Below are 20,271 nucleotides of genomic sequence, written 5' to 3'. Positions count from 1 at the left end.
TCAAGCCACGGCGCCTTCGAGGAAATCCTTGGCAAAACGCTGCAACACGCCCCCGGCGTTGTAGACCTTCACCTCGGCGGCCGTGTCCAGGCGACAGGTCACCGGAACCCTGACCACGCCAGCCTCGCCGCGATGGATGATCAGTGTCAGATCGCAGCCTGGCGAGGGCTCACCTTCGATGTCATAGGTTTCGGTGCCATCCAGGCCGAGGGTCAGGCGCGTGGTGCCCGGCTTGAACTCCACCGGCAGCACGCCCATGCCCACCAGATTGGTACGGTGGATGCGCTCGAAACCTTCGGCGACGATCACTTCCACGCCCGCCAGGCGCACCCCCTTGGCCGCCCAGTCTCGGGAAGAGCCCTGGCCATAGTCGGCGCCGGCAACGATGATCAGGTTCTGCTTGCGGTTCATGTAGGTTTCGATCGCTTCCCACATGCGCATTACCGTACCTTGCGGCTCGACGCGAGCCAGCGAGCCCTTTTTCACCTGGCCATCGACAACGGCCATCTCGTTGACCAGTTGCGGATTGGCGAAGGTCGCACGCTGCGCGGTCAGATGGTCGCCGCGGTGGGTGGCATAGGAATTGAAGTCCTCCTCTGGCAAGCCCATTTTCGTCAGGTACTCGCCAGCGGCCGAATCGGCCAGGATGGCATTCGAGGGCGACAGATGATCGGTGGTGATGTTGTCCGGCAGGATCGCCAGCGGACGCATGCCCTTGAGGGTACGTTCCCCCGCCAGAGCGCCTTCCCAGTAGGGTGGCCGACGGATGTAGGTGGACGCCTGGCGCCATTCGTAAAGCGGACTTTCGGCTTCCTGCACGGTGCCCAGATCGAACATCGGAATGTAGACCTGCTTGAACTGCTCCGGCTTAACCGCAGTGGCGACGATGGCGTCGATTTCTTCGTCGCTCGGCCACAGATCCTTGAGCGTGATCGGGCCGCCAACCTGATCGTAGCCCAGCACATCCTGCTCGATATCGAAGCGCACGGTGCCGGCGATGGCGTATGCCACCACCAGCGGCGGCGAAGCCAGAAAAGCCTGCTTGGCGTAGGGGTGGATACGCCCATCGAAGTTACGGTTGCCCGACAGCACGGCCGTGGCATACAGATCACGCGCGATGATTTCCTGCTGGATGTTCGGCTCCAGCGCGCCAGACATACCGTTACAGGTGGTGCAGGCGTAAGCGACGATGCCAAAACCGAGCTGCTCCAGCTCGGTCAGCAACCCCGCCTCTTCCAGGTACAGCCGGGCGACCTTGGAGCCAGGCGCGAATGACGTCTTCACCCATGGCTTGCGAACCAGGCCCAGGGCATTGGCCTTTTTCGCCACAAGGCCAGCGGCGATCACGTTTCGCGGGTTCGAGGTATTGGTGCAACTGGTGATGGCAGCGATGATCACCGCACCATCGGGCAATTGCCCGCCGGCTTCCTCGGCTCTGGCTGACGCCAGCTTGGCACCGTCAGCGATACCCCGCTCCTGCAATGCCGAGGTTGGCAAGCGTTTGTGCGGGTTGCTCGGGCCGGCCATGTTGCGCACCACGCTACTCAGGTCGAATGTCAGCACGCGCTCGTACTCGGCGGTTTTCAGCGCGCTGCTCCAGAGCCCAAGGGTCTTCGCGTAATGCTCCACCAACGCCACCTGCTCGGGCTCGCGACCGGTGAGCGTGAGGTACTCGATGGTCTGCTGATCGATGTAGAACATCGCTGCCGTGGCGCCATATTCCGGGCACATGTTGGAGATGGTCGCCCGGTCGCCGATGGACAGGCTATCCGCCCCGTCGCCAAAGAACTCCACCCAGGCGCCCACCACGCGTTCCTTGCGCAGGAACTCGGTAATGGCCAGGACGATGTCCGTGGCGGTGATGCCAGGTCGACGCTTGCCCGTGAGTTCGACACCGACGATATCGGGCAGGCGCATCATCGACGGATGACCGAGCATCACGGTCTCCGCTTCCAGGCCGCCGACACCGATGGCGATCACGCCCAGTGCGTCGACGTGCGGGGTATGCGAGTCGGTGCCGACACAGGTGTCAGGGAACGCCAGTCCACCACGCGCCTGAATCACCGGGCTCATTTTCTCCAGGTTGATCTGATGCATGATGCCGTTGCCAGCCGGGATCACATCGACGTTCTTGAACGCCGTCTTGGTCCACTCGATGAAATGGAAGCGATCCTCGTTGCGACGATCCTCGATGGCGCGGTTCTTCTCGAAGGCATCGGGGTCGAAGCCCGCCGCCTCGACGGCCAGGGAATGGTCGACGATCAGCTGGGTCGGCACCACCGGGTTGACCTTGGCGGGGTCGCCGCCCCTTTGCGCGATGGCATCGCGCAAGCCGGCCAAATCGACCAGTGCGGTCTGGCCAAGAATGTCATGGCAGACCACGCGCGCCGGGTACCACGGAAAATCCAGATCGCGCTTGCGCTCGATCAGCTGCTTGAGTGCGTCGGTGAGCAGGCCCGGCTCGCAGCGGCGCACCAGCTGTTCTGCCAGCACGCGGGAGGTATAGGGCAGCTTGGCGTAGGCACCAGGCTGGATCGCATCGATCGCCTCGCGGGCATCGAAGTAATCCAGCGCAGTGCCCGCCAGTGCCTTGCGGTACTGGGTATTCACGGTCGTGGTCATGTTATTGGCGATCCTTGAGCGGCACGAACGTCAGGTCTTCGGGGCCTGTGTAGTTGGCGCTCGGGCGGATGATCTTGCCGTCGATGCGTTGCTCGATGACATGACTGGCCCAGCCCGACGTGCGGGCAATGACGAACAGCGGCGTGAACATGGCAGTGGGCACGCCCATGGTGTGGTAGCTGACGGCACTGAACCAGTCGAGGTTGGGGAACATCTTCTTGATGTCCCACATGATGGTTTCCAGACGCTCGGCAATATCGAACATCTTGCTGTTGCCCTGCTCGGCCGACAGCTCGCGGGCGACTTCCTTGATCACCTTGTTGCGCGGGTCACTCACGGTGTAGACCGGGTGGCCGAAGCCGATCACCACTTCCTTTTTCTCGACCCGCGCGCGGATATCGGCCTCGGCTTCGTCCGGCGTGTCATAGCGTTTCTGGATCTCGAAGGCCACCTCGTTGGCGCCGCCGTGTTTCGGCCCACGCAACGCACCAATGCCACCCGCGATGGCGGAGAACATGTCCGAGCCGGTACCGGCGATCACCCGGGTGGTGAAGGTCGAGGCGTTGAATTCGTGCTCGGCATACAGGATCAGCGAGGTGTGCATGGCGCGCACCCAGGATTCGCCGGGCGCCTCACCGTGCAACAGATGAAGGAAGTGGCCACCGATGGAGTCGTCGTCGGTCTCGACCTCGATACGCTTGCCGTTGTGGCTGAAGTGGTACCAATAGAGCAGCATCGAGCCGAGCGAGGCCATCAGCTTGTCGGCAATGTCGCGGGCACCAGGGTGATTATGGTCGTCCTTCTCCGGCATCAGGCAGCCCAGGACCGATACGCCCGTGCGCATCACATCCATCGGATGGGCAGAAGGCGGCAACTGCTCCAGCGCAGTTTTCAGCGCGGCTGGCAGACCACGCAACGCCTTGAGTTTCGCCTTGTAGCCAGCCAACTCGGCAGCCGTCGGCAGCTTGCCGTGCACCAGCAAATGGGCGATTTCCTCGAACTCGCAGGTGGTGGCGACATCGAGGATGTCATAGCCACGGTAGTGCAGGTCATTGCCGGTACGGCCGACGGTGCACAGCGCGGTATTGCCGGCAGCCGTACCGCTGAGGGCAACGGACTTCTTCGGCTTGAAGCCGGGGACGGCATTATCGGTAGCAGTCATCGGTATCTCCTCTCAGCCACTGGGGACTATTTATTGTTATGAGCGGGGCGCCGTACGGCCCTGCCGGATAATCACTTCTTTGCAGCGAATAACGCATCCAGCTTCTGCTCGAAGGCGTGGTAGCCAATGCGCTCGTACAGTTCAGCACGGGTTTGCATCAGCTCGATGACAGCCTGCTGATGGCCATCCTGGCGAATGGCGGAATAAACCGTTTCAGCGGCCTTGTTGGCTGCGCGGAAGGCAGACAGCGGATAGAGCTGGATGGCCACGCCTGCCGAAGCGAGCTCGTCCCGGGTGAACAATGGCGTGGCACCGAACTCGGTGATGTTGGCCAGTACCGGCACCTTCAGGGCATCGACAAAGCGCTGGTAAGTCGGCAGGTCATAAGCCGCTTCGGCGAAGATGCCGTCGGCGCCCGCTTCGACGTAACGCTGGCAGCGCTCTATGGCGGCCTCCACCCCTTCGGCCTGAATGGCGTCGGTACGGGCGATCAGAAAGAAATTCGGGTCGGTTTTGGCATCTGCGGCGGCCTTCACGCGGTCGACCATTTCCTCGAGCGAGACGATTTCCTTGCCGGGGCGATGGCCACAACGCTTGGCACCCACCTGATCCTCGATGTGCGCAGCGGCAGCACCGGCCTTGATCAGGCTCTTGATGGTGCGCTCGATGTTGAAGGCTGACGGGCCGAAGCCCGTGTCGATATCGACCAGCAGCGGCAAATCGCACACGTCGGTGATACGACGCACATCGATCAATACGTCGTCCAGGGTGTTGATACCCAGATCCGGCAGCCCCAGCGACCCGGCCGCGACCCCACCACCGGAAAGATAGATGGCCTTGAAACCGGCGCGCTTGGCCAGCAGTGCATGGTTGGCATTGATGGCTCCGACGACTTGCAGCGGCTGTTCACTGGCGATCGCATCGCGAAAGCGCCGGCCTGGCGTGCTCTGACTCATGACGTTCCTCGGGATTTCACGGTGGAAGGATGGGCGCCTTGATAGTGACGCTCGATATTGCGTCTGGATGCACCGATGTGACGACGCATCAGCAGCTCTGCCAGTTCGCCGTCACGATCGGCGATGGCATCGAGAATACGGTGGTGTTCGGCGAACGCCTGGGGTGGGCGGTTGGGCGTGGCGGAAAACTGGATGCGGTACATGCGCACCAGTTGATAGAGCTCGCCGCAGAGCATCTTCACCAGGGTACGGTTGCCGCTGCCGTGGATGATCCGATAATGGAAGTCGAAATCCCCTTCCTGCTGGTAGTAGCCCACGCCAGCCTGGAAGGCCTCATCGCGCTCGTGGGTATCCAGCACGCGGCGCAGATCGTCGATCTCGGCTTCGCTCATGCGCTCGGCAGCTAGGCGACAGGCCATGCCCTCGAGCGATTCACGGATTTCGTAGAGCTCGATCAGCTCGTCACGGTCGAGCGATACCACTCGCGCGCCAACGTGAGGAATACGCACCAGCAGGCGCTGCCCCTCAAGGCGATGAATCGCCTCGCGCAGCGGGCCCCGACTGATCCCGTAGGTGCGCGCCAGTTCGGGTTCGGAGATTTTGCTGCCGGGGGCGATCTCGCCTTTCACGATGGCCGCCTGGATACGGCGAAATACCTGTTCGGAGCGAGTCTCCGCATCCTGCTCGGCGGTCAGGGCAAACACACTTGACTCCTGCATATTGTCGACACATCGATAGAGTTTCGTTCAGCAACGATAGATAAAAAGCCATGAACACACAAACCAAAAATAGCATTGTCGACAATAGGCCCAGCACTGCCATAAGCGCGACCAATAACAGGCAGACATAGAAAGGCGGAAAACCGTCTGTCACCACGGAAAAACCCCATGTTAGAATGCGCGCCATCCATGCCTGGACGGGGTGTCTCAGGGCGCCTGCTAGACTCCAAGCCAGCGAACGGCGGCCCTGCCCGAGATTCGCTCTACCGATCGCGATCCACCCGACAGGATTTATGAGACTCAAGCCCCTTCCCCTGCTTTTCTGCCTATTGCTCCTGCCCGGCTTCGCCGTGGCAGCGGACAAGACCATCTACGGCCTGAACGAATACGTCAGCCTCGACATCGACGTGGAGGTGGCCGCCAAGCTCGATACCGGCGCCCAGACCGCTTCGCTCAGCGCTCGTGACATCGAACGCTTCAAACGTGACGGCGAGCGCTGGGTGCGGTTCTATCTGGCCATCGACGATGCCCATGCGCACCCGATCGAACGTCCATTGGCGCGCATCAGCAAGATCAAGCGGCGAGCCGGCGATGTCGATTCGGATGACGAGAAGACCTACACCGCGCGCCCGGTCGTCGAGCTGGACGTCTGCATGGGCGGGGTCAGGCGCCAGATCGAGGTGAACCTTACCGATCGTAGCGCCTTTCAATACCCGCTACTGATCGGCTCCGATGCGCTCAAACGCTTCGACGCCCTGATCGACCCAAGTTTGAAATACGCAGCAGGGAAACCTGCCTGTACCACCGCAAAATCCGGCGAGTAATCCCATGCGCTCTCTCACCCTGCACCTGAAAGTCCTCATCACCATCCTGGTGAGCCTGGGGATCGCGATTACGGCCTATCAGATATTCGTGCTTGGCATTCCGGTCAGCAGCGACGAGACCGATGACCTGTGGAACATCGACACCCGCGTTGAATTCCAGGCCAATGGTCGTGACCCGATCAAGCTGCAGATGTTCGTGCCGCCCCTGAATCAGGATTACGTCAGCCTCAACGAGAGTTTCATCTCCAACAACTATGGCGTGAGCGTCAACCGTGCCGACAGCAACCGCAAGGTGACCTGGTCGGCGCGCCGTGCCAGCGGCAAGCAGACTCTTTATTACCGCCTTGTACTGACCAAGCGCTACAGCGGCGAGCAGGCCAAGGCCAAAGGGCCGATCTTCCGTGACAGCATTCCGGTAGAAGGTCCCGAGAAGATCGCGGCGGAAGCGCTGCTGGCGCCGATTCGCCAGCACTCGGCCGACGTCGAGACCTTCATCAGCGAGACCATCAAGCGCGTCAACAATACCAATGACGACAACGCCAAGCTGCTGCTCGGCGGCGATGCCTCGACGACCAAGAAGGCCCAGGCCGTCGAACTGCTGCTGTCCATCGCCCACGTACCGATGGAGCGCGTACACACCATTCGCCTGGCAGCCGACATTCAGCAGAGCCCGGAGCTTTGGCTGCGCAGCTTCAACGGCGACCGCTGGCTGTACTTCAACCCGGAAACCGGGGAGCAAGGCCTGCCGAGCGATCGCCTGGTCTGGTGGACGGGTGACGAGCCGCTGGTCACCCTCGACGGCGGCCGTCAGGCAACCACCACCTTCACCCTCAACAACAGCGAGATGAACGCCATCCGCCTCGCTCAGCTGACCGACGAGAACACCGACGCCGACTTCCTGGAGTATTCGCTGTACGGCCTGCCGCTGCAGACCCAGCAGACCTTCATGATCATGGTGATGATCCCCATCGGCGTGCTGGTCATCCTGATCCTGCGCAACCTCGGCGGCCTGCAGACCCTGGGTACCTTCACCCCGGTGCTGATCGCCCTGGCCTTCCGTGAGACCCAGCTGGGCTTCGGCATCTTCCTGTTCACGGTAATCACCGCTCTCGGCCTCTCGCTGCGCTCCTATCTGGAGCACCTGAAGCTGCAGATGCTGCCACGCCTGTCGGTGGTATTGACCTTCGTGGTCGTGCTGATCGCCACCATCAGCCTGTTCAGTCACAAGCTCGGCCTCGAACGCGGCCTGTCCGTGGCGCTGTTCCCGATGGTGATCCTGACCATGACCATCGAGCGTCTGTCGATCACCTGGGAGGAACGTGGCGGTGGCCATGCCTTCAAGGTCGCCATCGGCACCCTGTTCGCCGCCACCATCGCGCACCTGCTGATGAGCGTGCCGGAACTGGTCTACTTCGTCTTCACCTTCCCGGCAATTCTGCTGATTCTGGTGGGCTTCATGCTGGCGATGGGTCGCTACCGCGGCTACCGCCTGACCGAACTGTTCCGCTTCAAAGCCTTCCTGAAGGATTGAGCCAATGCTAGGTCTCTGGAAAACCTGGAAGGCCCTTGAAGCCAAAGGCATCATGGGCATCAACCGACGCAATGCTGACTACGTGCTGAAGTACAACAAACGGCACCTGTACCCCATCGTCGACGACAAGATCATCACCAAGGAGCGGGCGATTCAGGCCGGCATTCACGTGCCGGAAATGTACGGGGTGATCTCCACCGAGAAGGAAATCGACAACCTCGACAAGATCATCGGCGAGCGCAGCGATTTCGTCGTCAAGCCGGCCCAGGGTGCCGGCGGAGACGGCATTCTGGTGATCGCCGACCGCTTCGAGGATCGCTTCAAGACGGTGTCGGGCAAGATCGTCAGCCACTCCGAAATCGAGCAGCAGATCTCCAGCATCCTCTCGGGGCTCTACTCCCTCGGCGGACACCGCGATCGTGCCCTGATCGAATACCGGGTGACCCCGGACGCCATCTTCAAGAGCATCAGCTACGAAGGCGTGCCGGATATCCGCATCATCGTGCTGATGGGCTATCCGGTGATGGCCATGCTGCGCCTGCCGACCCGCCAGTCGGGCGGCAAGGCCAACCTCCACCAAGGCGCCATCGGCGTCGGCGTGGATCTGGCAACCGGCGTGACCCTGCGCGGCACCTGGCTGAACAACAAGATCACCAAGCACCCGGACACCACCAACGCGGTGGACGGCGTGCAGTTGCCGAACTGGGATGGCTTCATGAAGCTCGCCGCGGGCTGCTACGAGCTGTGCGGCCTGGGCTACATTGGCGTGGATATGGTGCTGGACCAGGACAAGGGCCCGCTGATTCTCGAGCTCAACGCCCGCCCCGGCCTGAACATCCAGATCGCCAACGATTGCGGCCTGACCCATCGCGCCCATGCGGTGGAGGCTCGCCTTGAAGAACTGGCCGCCAAGGGCATCCAGGAAAACGCCGAAGAGCGCACGCGCTTCTCTCAGGAACTGTTCGGCCACGTTCCAGTGGCTGAAATCTGAGCCCTGCCCTGCTGCCGACGCCCGTCGGCAGGAGGCAATCCTGTTACAGACTCAGCTGACGATTGGACGCCTTGAGGAACTCGTTCTTCAGGTCCGCGTATGTGTGCACGGCCGGGAACTGCGGAAATTCACGGATCACGTTTTCCGGCGCATGGAACAGGATGCCGGCATGGGCCTCGCTGAGCATGGTGGTGTCATTGTAGGAGTCGCCGGCTGCGATCACACGGTAGTAGAGGCTCTTGAAGGCCAATACCGATTGACGCTTGGGATCCTTCTGTCGCAGTTGGTAGTCCACGACACGGTCGGTATCGTCGGTGATCAGGCGATGGCACAGCAGGGTCGGAAAGCCCAATTGGCGCATCAGCGGCTGAGAGAACTCATAGAAAGTGTCCGAAAGGATCACCACCTGGAAACGCTCGCGCAGCCAGTCGACGAATTCGACGGCGCCCTCCAGCGGTTCGAGCGTGGCGATCACTTCCTGGATATCCGAGAGTTTCAGACCATGCTCGTCGAGGATACGCAGGCGCTGCTTCATCAAGACATCGTAGTCGGGAATGTCCCGGGTGGTCGCCTTGAGGGATTCGATTCCAGTCTTCTCGGCGAAGGCGATCCAGATCTCGGGGACCAGTACTCCTTCCAGATCGAGGCAAGCGATTTCCACGGCACACTCCTACGTTGGGCTTGAAAGTTGCCGGCAACTTTACAGAAGCCAAGGCACCTTGACGATACGGCCGCCGCCCAGCACGCAGATTTGCTACCATCGCCACTCTCATCCACATGCTCTGGAGCCCGCAATGGATCTCGACCTGGACAGACTCAACGCCGAATTCGCCAATCAGCCGGAAAAGCTGATCGAGTGGGCGATCGGCCTGGGTAAACCAGCGATCTGCACCACCAACTTCCGCCCGTTCGAGGCCGTCATCCTGCACATGGTCAGCCAGGCCAAGGCCGACATCCCGATCGTGTGGATGGACAGCGGCTACAACACCGACGCCACCTACAGGTTCGCTGACGAAGTGACCCGCCAGCTCGGCCTCAACCTGATCACCTACCTGCCCAAGCGCAGCCGCGCTCACCGCGAAGCCATCGACGGCCCGACACCGGCACTGGATGACCCGCGCCATGCGGCGTTCACCGAAGAGGTCAAGCTGGAGCCCTTCGCCCGTGCGCTGCGCGAAACCGCACCGAGCGTCTGGTTCACGGCGCTGCGCGCCACCGACACGGCCGTGCGCGCACAGATGCAGCCGGTCAGCATCAACCCGGATGGCCTGATCAAGGTCGCGCCGCTGCTGCACTGGTCGTCCAAGGACCTGTATCAGTACCTTACCGCCCACGGTCTGCCGAACAACTTCGACTACTTCGACCCCACCAAGGGCGAAGACAACCGTGAGTGCGGCCTGCACCTGAGCCACTGATCTCGGCACGCAAGAAAATGGCGCCCACGGGCGCCATTTTCGTTTGCCACAGCGATCAGTGCAGCGGCAGTTCCACGCCCTTGAACAGCTCTTCGAGCTCGACCTTGTTGTGGCACTGCACGGCCTTGGCCAGAACGTCTCGGGTCAGGTGCGGGGCGAACTTCTCGATGAAGTCGCACATGAAGCCACGCAGGAAGGTGCCACGACGGAAGCCGATCTTGGTCACGCTGGACTCGAACAGTTCACTGGCATCGAGCACCACGAGGTCCGGGTCGAGGGTCGAATCGACGGCCATCTTGGCCACGATGCCGACACCGAGGCCAAGGCGTACGTAAGTCTTGATCACGTCGGCGTCGGCCGCGGTGAACACCACCTTGGGGGTGAGGCCGCGATGACTGAATGCTTCGTCGAGCTTGGAACGACCGGTGAAACCGAAGGTGTAGGTAACGATCTCGTGCTCGGCCAGTGCCTCCAGGGTCAGCTTGGGCAACTTCGCCAATGGATGCCCCTGAGGCACGATCACGCAGCGATTCCAGCGATAACAAGGCATCATCACCAGATCATTGAACAGTTCGAGACCTTCGGTGGCGATGGCGAAATCGACGGTGCCGTCGGCGGCCATCTCGGAAATCTGCGTCGGCGTGCCCTGATGCATGTGCAGGGCGACTTCCGGGTACTGCTTGATGAAACTGCTGATCACCGGCGGCAGCGCATAACGTGCCTGGGTGTGAGTGGTCGCGATGGACAGCGTGCCCTTCTTCTCGTTGGAGAACTCCTGGGCGATCTGCTTGATGCTCTCGACCTTGCGCAGGATCTCACCGGCCGTGGTGATGATCCGCTCACCCGCTGGAGTGACGCGCGTCAGGTGCTTGCCGCTGCGGGCGAAGACTTCCACGCCCAACTCGTCCTCGAGCAGACGAATCTGCTTGCTGATACCCGGCTGCGAGGTATAGAGGCTCTGCGCCGTGGCCGAGACGTTGAGGTCATGGTGCGCGACTTCCCAGATGTAGCGCAATTGCTGAAGCTTCATATAAATCCCTCAAAGCGGATAGGCAGCCTGATCGTCGGCTCGATATATAACCATATTAATGGTTGAGACAGTAAATATAGATTTTTTATTCGGTTCGCGCGGCGATCATTCGTAACGAGAGCGGTGTTGCAACATGGGCACCAGATACACCGGCACATCGGACAATTGCAGCAATCTTGACGCCGTCCTGCCCATCGGTACCTCCAGCGCTGCGCCATGGCTGTGACTGCCTACGACCAGCAGATCCACACCGAGTTTCTGCGCCTCCTCGAGAATGGAGATCGGTGGATCGCCCCGCAGCACTCGCACGGAGCCGATCAGGTCGAGGTCATCACGGTTGTCGCCCAGCTCATCGCGAAAGCCCTCGAGCACGCGCAGCTCGATGCTGTTCATCACCGTATCCAGCCCGGTGCTGCGCAATTCCTTGAGACGCGCCTCGTCCACATAGGTTTGCAGGACCGACTCGGCAAACAGCCCCATCGGCTCGACCACGTGCACCACGTAGAGGCGCGCCTTGAAGCTGCGGGCCATGGCCAGCGCGTGCTGCAAGACATAAGGTGCATAAAGGCCGAGATCGGTTGCATAGAGAATCGAGCGAATCATGGGGCCTCCCCGACTGCCGACACGGCGGCGCCTCGCTTGAGCTTAGCAGCAGCTTTCACAAGTGGGTGGCGGGCAGTCGTTTAGTATTAATGACTAGGGGCTATCGCTCGGATGGAGGCCGTAAATCAGGGCAGTTCCTGGGGCTCGCGGCCAAGCGCCTCGTCTATGGTATGGTGCAGCTCGACAGCGGCGAGCCGGCTGTGCAGCGGGCCTTGGAAGCCCCCATCACGAACCAGAAACATGGCTGGCAGATGGAACACGTCATAGCGTTGAACCAGACCGTTGTTGTCACCCGCATCGATCCACGCCAGTCGATCGACAGGCATGGAAAACAACGGCAGCCGCTCACGCGCATAACGGCAGGCGGCACACCCGGGACTGGTGAAGATCACCAGTGAAATCCCCGGCAGGCTCAGTAATCGCTGATCGGCATCAAAATCCGACAGTTCCAATTCAGTGGCTATACTGGTTCGGGCACTATCCATTTGCTGGCAGCCAGAGTGGTCTTTCATGCGTCGCTTTCTTCGTCATAACAGTGATCTGCCGGTGGAATTGCGATTACGCAGGCAAGCCCCCAACCCGTGGCAACGCCTCGACAATATCGGCCTCGGTGGCGCGGCCTGCCACTCGACCCGTCCTCTCTCGCAAGGAACTGCGGTGGAGCTGCACATCCCGCTGTTGGGTGAGCAGGCATCCTACCCCGGCCTCGTCGCCTGGTGCAGCAAACAGTCCGATGCCTATCTGGTCGGCGTCGCCTTCAGTGGCCACGACACCGGGCTGCGCGCCTACATGGTCGAACAGGTGTGTCGTATCGAACAATACCGCAGGCACCGCGAGCAGCAGGTCGGTCAGGCACTCCCGCTGGAGCTCATCGCCAAGGAATGGCGGGAGCAGCACGCTGCCAGTTTTAGCGCTCCTGCGTCCTAAATTTCATTGTCTAGCCGGGCGCTAACGCGCTAAGGTTCGGCTTCCCCGCTGTGCCCATAATGCTGTGCCCGCTGCACGGGGATCGCTGGCGGCCGGCTCCCGTGACCCGATGACGCAATTGATGAAAAGCACGATGGCTGATTTACCGATTAACGACCTTAACGTCGCCTCCAACGAAACCCTGATCACCCCCGAGCAGATCAAGCTCGAGATTCCGCTGACCGAGAGTGCTCAACGCACGGTTTCCGCAGGCCGCCAGGTAGTGCGCGACATCCTCGACGGCAAGGATCACCGCCTGTTCGTGGTCGTCGGCCCCTGCTCCATCCACGACATCAAGGCGGCTCATGAATACGCCGAGCGCCTGAAGGTTCTGGCCGAAGAGGTTTCCGACACCCTGTATCTGGTGATGCGCGTCTACTTCGAGAAGCCACGCACCACCGTCGGCTGGAAGGGCCTGATCAACGATCCGTACCTCGACGACTCGTTCAAGATCCAGGATGGCCTGCATATCGGTCGCAAACTGCTGCTCGACCTCGCGGAAATGGGCCTGCCCACCGCCACCGAAGCGCTGGACCCGATCTCGCCGCAGTACCTGCAGGATCTGATCAGCTGGTCCGCCATTGGCGCGCGCACCACCGAATCCCAGACACACCGCGAAATGGCTTCGGGCCTGTCGTCGGCCGTCGGCTTCAAGAACGGCACCGACGGCGGCCTGACCGTCGCCATCAACGCCCTGCAATCGGTTTCCAGCCCACACCGCTTCCTGGGCATCAACCAGCAGGGCGGCGTCTCGATCGTCACCACCAAGGGCAACGCCTACGGTCACGTGGTGCTGCGCGGTGGCAACGGCAAGCCGAACTATGATTCGGTCAGCGTGGCCATCTGCGAACAGGAACTGAACAAGGCCGGCATCCAGCCGAACATCATGGTCGACTGCAGCCACGCCAACTCCAACAAGGACCCGGCCCTGCAGCCTCTGGTGATGGACAACGTCGCCAATCAGATCCTCGAAGGCAACCAGTCGATCGTCGGCCTGATGGTCGAAAGCCATCTGGGCTGGGGCAGCCAGTCGATCCCCAAAGACCTGCAGCAGCTCAAGTACGGTGTTTCGATTACCGACGCCTGCATCGATTGGGAAAGTACCGAGAAGACCCTGCGCAGCATGCACGTCAAACTCAAGGACGTACTGCCCAAGCGCAAGCGCGGCTAACCAGGCGCAGCAATGAAAACGCCGGGCAGATGCCCGGCGTTTTCGTTCGCAGTGCCTGCGTTCAGCGCTGTTCGGTGGAGCCTTCGAGGCGTGCCATGTAACGCTCCACGTAGGAGCAGGACGGAATCACCGTGTAGCCCATGCGCTCGGCATAGTCGAGGGCCGTTTTGGTGAGGGCTGCCGCGATGCCGCGCCCACGCAGCGAGTTGGGAACGAAAGTCCGATAGATATCCAGCGTCTGTTTACCCAGGTCCATGTACGAGAGGTAAGCGCGATCACCATCCACTGTGGTCTCGAACTGGTGACCGGCAAGGTCATGGTGAATGGACAGTGGCTCGCTCATTACTACTCCTCTCGATTGGGTCGGACATCGACATCCGGCCATTGTGGCCTGCGCACATCCGGTAACAATAGGATATAAAGCCATTCTAGATGATAAAGGGCAAGGCGAAATCCGTACTGGCCGCACCTGGCAAATCGATCAGAGTGATTCGTCCATCGTTCACCTTGCACATTCGTTGAACAAGCGAGCAATGCCGCGAACTCCGTTAATTGCCGGCAAGCGCGGCAGGCGTAAAAAAAACCGGAACCCTTGCTCGTCGTCCGTTTACTTACTAAAAGTTACAGGTAGTATGTACGCCGGTCATTTTCCGGGTTCGGGATGTGGCTTCAACAAGCAAAAAACTTACCCCAAGGGGAACACGATGAACAACGTTCTGAAATTCTCTGCTCTGGCTCTGGCCGCAGTTCTGGCTACCGGTTGCAGCAGCGTTACCAAAGAAACCGAAGCCCGCCTGACTGCAACCGAAGACGCAGCAGCTCGCTCGCAAGCCCGTGCCGACGAAGCCTACCGCAAGGCTGACGAAGCGCTGGCCGCTGCTCAGAAGGCTCAGCAAACTGCTGACGAAGCCAACGAGCGCGCTCTGCGTATGCTGGAAAAAGCCAGCCGCAAGTAATAGCCCCAGGGCTAACGAAAAAACCGGCCCAATGGCCGGTTTTTTCGTTGCTGCAGCACTCGCCGTACTGGCGCCTCTGGAGCAGCCGCTGAACAACAACGGTCGCTCGATGGCTGACCACCTCAGAGAGCCGGTGACTGCGCCTGAATGACGCCATCACGCGGCGCGGCAATCTCGATCGGCAACCCATCCTGTGCAGCCACCACGTCACGCACCACAGCCCAGTCCAGATTCTGCGCGTTCAGATCACTGCGCTTGATCAGCGCATTGACCACCGCTGCATGCTGGTCACCGAGCACAGCGCCCTCTTCCGCCTCCAGCGGCGCATGGGCTTCGAGATAGACCTTGCCGTTGCTCACGCCAAACTTGTAGGGCTCGTCGATGATGCGCACCGGCGTGCCAACCGGCACCTTGCCAGCCAGTTCTAGCACGTTGTTGTTGAGCATGCGGAAACAGCCATGGCTGACTCGCATGCCGATACCGAATTTCTTGTTCGAACCATGGATCAGGTAACCCGGCACCGAAAGCGACATTTTGTAGGGCCCCAGCGGATTGTCCGGACCTGGCGGCACGTAACTGGGCAATGGATCACCGTCAGCGGCGTGTTCATCGCGGATCGACTGCGGTGGGTACCAGCCGGGGTTCGGTGTTTTCGCAGTGATGCGCGCGTCGGTAACCGGCGAACTCCAGCCCTCACGGCCGATTCCCAGCGGGTAGGTGTAGACGACGTTCTGGCCTTTCGGAAAATAGTAAAGACGGTACTCGGCGAGGTTGATGACGATGCCTTCACGCGGCCCCGGCGGCAGGATGAAACGCGTCGGCAGCACGATATCCGTGCCCTCGCCCGGCAACCAGGCATCGACACCGGGGTTGGCGGCGACCATTTCCAGATAACCCAGATCATTGGCGGTACCGATATCGGCGAAGGTGTCTTCGTAGCGCGCCTTGATCACCTGAATCTCGCCCACCACATCCTCGCCAGGCGGCGGCAGCGGCAATTCCATCGCGACAGCAGAACCTGCCAGACAGAAAGCACTCAACGACAGACAGCGAGCGAGAGCTGAAACGCGCGGCGACATGCAGGAAACCCTTGAGGTTGGAAATGATGGTGAGGCGTGAAGTGTATACCGCTGCCCGGCTCAGCGCCCCGGCCAGGCCGGGCGATCTCCGCGCCGTTGCGCCTCGAGCGTCGCCCGGCACGCCGGACACAGCCGCCGATCCTGCAACATCTCCCGCTGCAGATCGCGCCACAGCGGCTGCGCAGGCAGCAGGCCGCCACATAGCGTGCGGTCGGCATAGCCACCGAGCTCCAACTGCCGAGCGACCAGGTGCACCCGAACCTCACGGCAGGCGAACAGATCGAGCTGTTCGTCAGGCTCGATCAGTTGATAGGCGTACAGAGACCAGACGGGTCGCAGCATTGGGGGCTCCAGGGCGGGGGCGCCACATTAGCCGAAACTCCGCCAGTGGAAAAGCCCGTCAGAGCAACGGTTTCAGGGTGGGCCAAACATTCTCCAGCAGCATCGGCTGCGCCTCCACGGCGGGATGCACGCCATCGTCCTGCATCAGCGTATCGACACCACCCACCCCCTCGAGAAGAAATGGCACCAGCGGCACATCCTTCTCCGCCGCCAGGTCGTCGTACACCTTGGCAAAAGCGCTGGTATAGCGCTCCCCGTAGTTGGGCGGAATGCGCATCCCCAGCAACAGTACCTTGGCGCCAGCCTCGCGGGACGCATCGATCATCGACGCAAGATTCTGTTGCAATTGGCTTGGAGGCAGCCCGCGCAAGCCATCATTGCCCCCCAGCTCCACCACAACCAGACCCGGCTTGTGCTCTGCAAGCAGCGCCGGCAGCCGCGCGGCACCGCCAGCACTGGTGTCGCCGCTGATCGAGGCATTCACCAGTCGATGCTCGAAACCCTCGCTCTGCAGGCGCTCATCGAGCAGATGAACCCAGCCCTGGCGGGTATCCATGCCAAAAGCCGCACTGATACTATCGCCGACGACCAGTACGGTCCCCGCCTGCGCCATCTGTACCGCAATCTGTCCCAACAGCAGCAGGCCGAGAACGGTCCCCTTCCATATCGCACGCATCGGATTCCTCATGAGCTCAAGCATTCTGTCTGCGCGGAACCTTAACAAAGTGGTTTCCAGCGCGGAAGGCGAGTTGACCATCCTGCACGACCTTTCACTGGAATTGGAAAAAGGTGGCAGTCTGGCCATCGTCGGTAGCTCGGGATCTGGCAAATCCACCCTGCTTGGCCTGCTGGCCGGGCTCGACCTGCCAAGCAGCGGGCGCATCCTGCTGGCCGATAACGATCTGGGCAGCCTGGGCGAGGATGAGCGCGCCCGTGTGCGTGCCGAGCACGTCGGCTTCGTGTTCCAGTCCTTCCAGTTGCTCGACAGCCTCAATGCGCTGGAGAACGTCATGCTGCCGCTGGAGCTCGAAGGTCGAAGCGATGCCCGCCAGCGCGCCACGCAACTGCTCGAGCGGGTCGGCCTGGGCGCACGTCTGACCCATACTCCGCGCCAGCTATCTGGTGGTGAACAGCAGCGGGTCGCCATCGCCCGCGCCTTTGCCGCCGATCCGGATGTGCTGTTCGCCGATGAGCCCACCGGCAACCTGGACAGCCACACCGGCGAGCGGATCAGCGACCTGCTGTTCGAGCTCAATCAGGAGCGTGGCGCCACCCTGGTACTGGTCACCCACGATGAACGCCTGGCGGCCCGCTGCCAGCGCCTGATCCGCCTGGAGGGTGGCCACCTCGTGGCACCGGTGAACGCCTGATGAAATCCCTGTCCTTCTTCAGCCTGCTGTCGCTCGCAGGCCGGCAACTGCTGCGCGATGCACGTGCCGGCGAGTTGCGCGTGCTGTTCTTCGCCTTGCTGATCGCCGTCGCGTCGAGTACCGCCATCGGCTATTTCGGCGCTCGCCTGAATGAAGGCATGAGCTTGCGTGCGACCGAGTTCCTCGGTGCCGACCTGATTCTGCGCGGCAGCGCGCCGGCATCTGCCGAGCAGATCGACGCAGGCACCTCACGGGGTCTGGAACACGCCCAGGTGGTCGAGTTCTCCAGCGTGATCGCCAGCGACGAAGGCATCCAGCTGGCCAGCGTCAAAGCTGCCGGCAATGGCTACCCGTTGCGCGGCGAACTGAAGAGCGCTGCCGAGCCCTACGCCGAGGAGGCTGTGAGCCAGGGTCCACGCCCGGGTGAGGTCTGGGCCGAGGCGCGCCTGCTGGCTGCCCTGAATCTGAAAACCGGGGACGACATCGAAGTCGGCGCCAAGACACTGCGCCTGACCCGCGTCCTGACCTACCTGCCGGATGAAGCCGGCGACTTCTACAGCCTGACGCCCCATGTGCTGATGCACCTGGACGACCTGCCCGCCACCCGCGTGGTGCAGCCAGGCAGTCGAGTCCGCTACATCGAACAATGGAATGGCCCGAGCGACGCCCTGGCCAGCTACCGCCAGGCTCTCGAACCAGACCTGGCCGCCCACCAGCGCTTCGATGACGCCCGCGATGGCAGCCGCAGCGTCGGCAGTGCCCTCGATCGCGCCGAACGCTATCTGAATCTGGCCAGCCTGGCCGCCGTTCTGCTGGCCGGGGTCGCCGTGGCGTTGTCCGCTGCGCGCTTCGCCAGCCGTCGCTTCGACGCCAGCGCCTTGCTGCGCTGCCTGGGCTTGTCACGTCGCCAGGCACTTGGCCTGTTCAGTCTGCAACTGGCGATTCTCGGCCTGGTCGCCAGCCTCAGCGGTGCCCTGCTCGGCTGGCTCGCCCAACAGTTGCTGTTCCAACTGCTGCAGGGTTTGCTGCCGACACAGATTCCACCCGGCGGCTTGTGGCCGGCGCTGGCCGGCATCGCCACGGGCCTGGTGGCACTGGCCGGTTTCGCCCTGCCGCCTTTGGCCGCTCTCGGCCGTGTGCCGCCACTGCGCGTGCTGCGTCGCGACATGCTGCCGGTGCCGGCCAGCTCCTGGCTGGTGTACGGCACCGCCCTGCTCGCCCTCGGGCTGATCATGTGGCGCCTGAGTCTGGATTTGCCATTGACCCTGGCACTGCTCGGCGGCGGCCTGGTCACTGCGCTACTGCTCGGCGGTCTGTTGCTGCTCGGCTTGCAGAGCCTGCGCCGCCTCTTGGCTCGCGCCTCGCTGCCGTGGCGCCTGGGGCTCGGCCAACTGCTGCGCAGGCCTCTGGCTGCCGCGGGGCAATCCCTGGCCTTCGGCCTGATCCTGCTGGCCATGGCTCTGATCGCTCTGCTGCGCGGCGAACTGCTGGACACCTGGCAGGACCAATTGCCTGCCGATGCCCCCAACCATTTCGCACTGAATGTACTGCCTGCCGAGCGGGACGCGTTCGCCGCACGCCTGGAGCAGTTGTCCCCCCACCCCGCGCCGCTCTACCCGGTGGTGCCGGGCCGATTGGTGATGGTCAACGGCGATCCGGTTCGTCAGTACGTCAGCAAGGACTCCCGTGGCGAGCGCGCGGTACGCCGCGACCTTAGCCTGACCTGGGGCGCCGACCTGCCGGAGGGCAATACCCTCACCGCGGGCAAGTGGTGGACAGGCGACAAGAGCCAGGAACTGCCCGGCGTATCGGTGGAAGACGAGTTGGCGGAAAGCCTGCAGATCAAGCTGGGCGACCGGCTGACGTTCACCGTGGGTGGCGTCAACCGCGATGCGCTGGTGACCAGCCTGCGTGAAGTCGACTGGAACAACTTCCAACCCAACTTCTTCATGATCTTCGAGCCAGGCACCCTGCAGGATCTGCCAGTTACCTATCTGACCAGCTTCTACCTCCCGCCACAGCAGGAGCGGCAACTGGTCGAGCTGTCGCGCGCATTCCCGTCGGTCACCCTGCTGCAGGTAGAGGCGCTGCTCAATCAACTGCGCAGCATCCTCGCCCAGGTCACCATCGCCATCGAGTTCGTCCTGCTGTTCGTCCTGGCGGCTGGCCTGGCCGTGCTGTTCGCCGGGCTGCAATCGACGCTGGATGAACGCATTCACCAGGGCGCCCTGTTACGCGCTCTGGGTGCGGAGCGCAAGCTGCTGATCCAGGCACGCCGCGCCGAGTTCGGCCTGCTCGGTGCAACCAGCGGCCTGCTGGCGGCCCTGGGTTGTGAACTGGTCAGCTTCCTGCTCTACCGCTACGCCTTCCAGATGGCCTGGCAACCGCATCCGTGGCTGCTGTTGCTGCCGCTGATCGGCGCGCTGCTGGTCGCCACCACAGGCGTTCTCGGCACGCGGCGCTCGCTCGATGCCAGCCCTCTCACCGTTCTGCGCGAGGGTTGATAGACTGCGCATCCGCACCAGACCGAGCCC

At 62.1% G+C, this 20,271-nt stretch carries 21 protein-coding genes; 9 read left to right on the top strand and 12 right to left on the bottom strand.

Annotated features, from left to right (window positions below; all coding sequences use genetic code 11):
- The 4 genes from acnD to FHR27_RS05775 form a co-directional block, all read right to left on the bottom strand.
- Positions 1-2,610: a Fe/S-dependent 2-methylisocitrate dehydratase AcnD gene (gene acnD / locus FHR27_RS05790; protein WP_179540043.1), complete on the bottom strand. Its 2,610-nt coding sequence runs from the start codon at positions 2,608-2,610 to the stop codon at positions 1-3.
- Between the two features lie 13 nt (positions 2,611-2,623).
- On the bottom strand, positions 2,624-3,784 hold the full coding sequence (prpC, locus tag FHR27_RS05785; RefSeq protein ID WP_042553760.1) for a bifunctional 2-methylcitrate synthase/citrate synthase: 1,161 nt from the start codon (positions 3,782-3,784) through the stop codon (positions 2,624-2,626).
- A gap of 71 nt (positions 3,785-3,855) precedes the next feature.
- Positions 3,856-4,740, bottom strand: coding sequence for a methylisocitrate lyase (gene prpB / locus FHR27_RS05780; protein ID WP_042553761.1), 885 nt, complete (start codon positions 4,738-4,740; stop codon positions 3,856-3,858).
- Complete coding sequence (locus FHR27_RS05775) at positions 4,737-5,444, bottom strand: GntR family transcriptional regulator (RefSeq protein ID WP_231570154.1); 708 nt, start codon at positions 5,442-5,444, stop codon at positions 4,737-4,739. Before FHR27_RS05775 ends, prpB begins: the two co-directional genes overlap by 4 nt.
- Before the next feature lie 308 nt (positions 5,445-5,752).
- On the opposite strand from FHR27_RS05775, the gene rloA reads away from it, so the two are divergent.
- Genes rloA through FHR27_RS05760 form a run of 3 tightly spaced genes read left to right on the top strand, consistent with a single transcriptional unit; the run spans position 5,753 to position 8,805 of the window.
- On the top strand, positions 5,753-6,283 hold the full coding sequence (gene rloA / locus FHR27_RS05770) for a retropepsin-like aspartic peptidase RloA (RefSeq protein ID WP_042553763.1): 531 nt from the start codon (positions 5,753-5,755) through the stop codon (positions 6,281-6,283).
- A 4-nt stretch (positions 6,284-6,287) separates the two neighbouring features.
- Positions 6,288-7,814: an osmotic stress tolerance membrane protein RloB gene (rloB, locus tag FHR27_RS05765; protein ID WP_042553764.1), complete on the top strand. Its 1,527-nt coding sequence runs from the start codon at positions 6,288-6,290 to the stop codon at positions 7,812-7,814.
- Positions 7,815-7,818: 4 nt separating this feature from the next.
- Entirely contained in the window at positions 7,819-8,805 is a 987-nt protein-coding gene (locus FHR27_RS05760) for an alpha-L-glutamate ligase-like protein (RefSeq protein ID WP_042553765.1), read from the top strand.
- Positions 8,806-8,848: 43 nt separating this feature from the next.
- On the opposite strand, the gene thrH is transcribed toward FHR27_RS05760, so the two are convergent.
- The gene (thrH, locus tag FHR27_RS05755; RefSeq protein ID WP_179538044.1) at positions 8,849-9,466 is read right to left on the bottom strand and encodes a bifunctional phosphoserine phosphatase/homoserine phosphotransferase ThrH; all 618 of its coding nucleotides are present in this window, start codon (positions 9,464-9,466) and stop codon (positions 8,849-8,851) included.
- 133 nt (positions 9,467-9,599) lie between these two features.
- Here thrH and FHR27_RS05750 point away from each other — a divergent pair, with 133 nt between their 5' ends.
- On the top strand, positions 9,600-10,220 hold the full coding sequence (locus FHR27_RS05750) for a phosphoadenosine phosphosulfate reductase domain-containing protein (RefSeq protein WP_042553767.1): 621 nt from the start codon (positions 9,600-9,602) through the stop codon (positions 10,218-10,220).
- 55 nt (positions 10,221-10,275) lie between these two features.
- On the opposite strand, the gene cysB is transcribed toward FHR27_RS05750, so the two are convergent.
- The 3 genes from cysB to FHR27_RS05735 all read right to left on the bottom strand — a co-directional run bounded on the left by cysB (position 10,276) and on the right by FHR27_RS05735 (position 12,365).
- Positions 10,276-11,250 (bottom strand): HTH-type transcriptional regulator CysB, encoded by a 975-nt coding sequence (gene cysB / locus FHR27_RS05745; RefSeq protein WP_042553768.1) that lies wholly within the window; start codon positions 11,248-11,250, stop codon positions 10,276-10,278.
- A 105-nt stretch (positions 11,251-11,355) separates the two neighbouring features.
- Positions 11,356-11,853: a universal stress protein gene (locus FHR27_RS05740; protein WP_042553769.1), complete on the bottom strand. Its 498-nt coding sequence runs from the start codon at positions 11,851-11,853 to the stop codon at positions 11,356-11,358.
- 125 nt (positions 11,854-11,978) lie between these two features.
- Positions 11,979-12,365 carry a thioredoxin family protein gene (locus FHR27_RS05735; protein ID WP_179538043.1) on the bottom strand — a complete coding sequence of 129 codons (387 nt, stop codon included), beginning with the start codon at positions 12,363-12,365 and terminating at the stop codon, positions 11,979-11,981.
- On the opposite strand from FHR27_RS05735, the gene FHR27_RS05730 reads away from it, so the two are divergent.
- Together FHR27_RS05730 and FHR27_RS05725 are read left to right on the top strand one after the other, a co-directional pair.
- Positions 12,364-12,780, top strand: a complete 417-nt coding sequence (locus FHR27_RS05730; protein WP_179538042.1) for a PilZ domain-containing protein — start codon at positions 12,364-12,366, stop codon at positions 12,778-12,780. The genes FHR27_RS05735 and FHR27_RS05730 overlap by 2 nt on opposite strands.
- A 133-nt stretch (positions 12,781-12,913) precedes the next feature.
- On the top strand, positions 12,914-13,990 hold the full coding sequence (locus FHR27_RS05725) for a 3-deoxy-7-phosphoheptulonate synthase (RefSeq protein ID WP_179538041.1): 1,077 nt from the start codon (positions 12,914-12,916) through the stop codon (positions 13,988-13,990).
- A 61-nt stretch (positions 13,991-14,051) separates the two neighbouring features.
- Here the strand turns inward: FHR27_RS05725 and FHR27_RS05720 are convergent, their stop codons facing one another.
- On the bottom strand, positions 14,052-14,333 hold the full coding sequence (locus tag FHR27_RS05720) for a GNAT family N-acetyltransferase (protein WP_042553773.1): 282 nt from the start codon (positions 14,331-14,333) through the stop codon (positions 14,052-14,054).
- Positions 14,334-14,694: 361 nt separating this feature from the next.
- Between FHR27_RS05720 and oprI the strand changes: the two genes are divergently transcribed.
- Complete coding sequence (gene oprI, locus FHR27_RS05715) at positions 14,695-14,946, top strand: outer membrane lipoprotei OprI (RefSeq protein WP_042553774.1); 252 nt, start codon at positions 14,695-14,697, stop codon at positions 14,944-14,946.
- A 122-nt stretch (positions 14,947-15,068) separates the two neighbouring features.
- Here oprI and FHR27_RS05710 read toward each other — a convergent pair whose 3' ends face one another.
- Genes FHR27_RS05710 through FHR27_RS05700 form a run of 3 tightly spaced genes read right to left on the bottom strand, consistent with a single transcriptional unit; the run spans position 15,069 to position 17,043 of the window.
- Positions 15,069-16,025, bottom strand: a complete 957-nt coding sequence (locus FHR27_RS05710; RefSeq protein ID WP_179538040.1) for a L,D-transpeptidase family protein — start codon at positions 16,023-16,025, stop codon at positions 15,069-15,071.
- 60 nt (positions 16,026-16,085) lie between these two features.
- A complete protein-coding gene (locus tag FHR27_RS05705; protein WP_042553776.1) occupies positions 16,086-16,367 on the bottom strand; it encodes a hypothetical protein in 282 nt (93 codons plus the stop codon).
- 58 nt (positions 16,368-16,425) lie between these two features.
- Entirely contained in the window at positions 16,426-17,043 is a 618-nt protein-coding gene (locus FHR27_RS05700; RefSeq protein WP_179538039.1) for an arylesterase, read from the bottom strand.
- A 10-nt stretch (positions 17,044-17,053) separates the two neighbouring features.
- Here FHR27_RS05700 and FHR27_RS05695 point away from each other — a divergent pair, with 10 nt between their 5' ends.
- Both FHR27_RS05695 and FHR27_RS05690 read left to right on the top strand, forming a co-directional pair.
- Entirely contained in the window at positions 17,054-17,737 is a 684-nt protein-coding gene (locus tag FHR27_RS05695) for an ABC transporter ATP-binding protein (RefSeq protein WP_042553778.1), read from the top strand.
- On the top strand, positions 17,737-20,241 hold the full coding sequence (locus FHR27_RS05690; protein ID WP_179538038.1) for an ABC transporter permease: 2,505 nt from the start codon (positions 17,737-17,739) through the stop codon (positions 20,239-20,241). Before FHR27_RS05695 ends, FHR27_RS05690 begins: the two co-directional genes overlap by 1 nt.
- The last annotated feature ends 30 nt before the right edge of the window (positions 20,242-20,271 follow it).

Origin of the sequence: Pseudomonas flavescens (genome assembly GCF_013408425.1) — a bacterium.
GTDB lineage: Bacteria > Pseudomonadota > Gammaproteobacteria > Pseudomonadales > Pseudomonadaceae > Aquipseudomonas > Aquipseudomonas fulva_A.
This window is presented reverse-complemented; position numbering and strand designations above follow the sequence as displayed.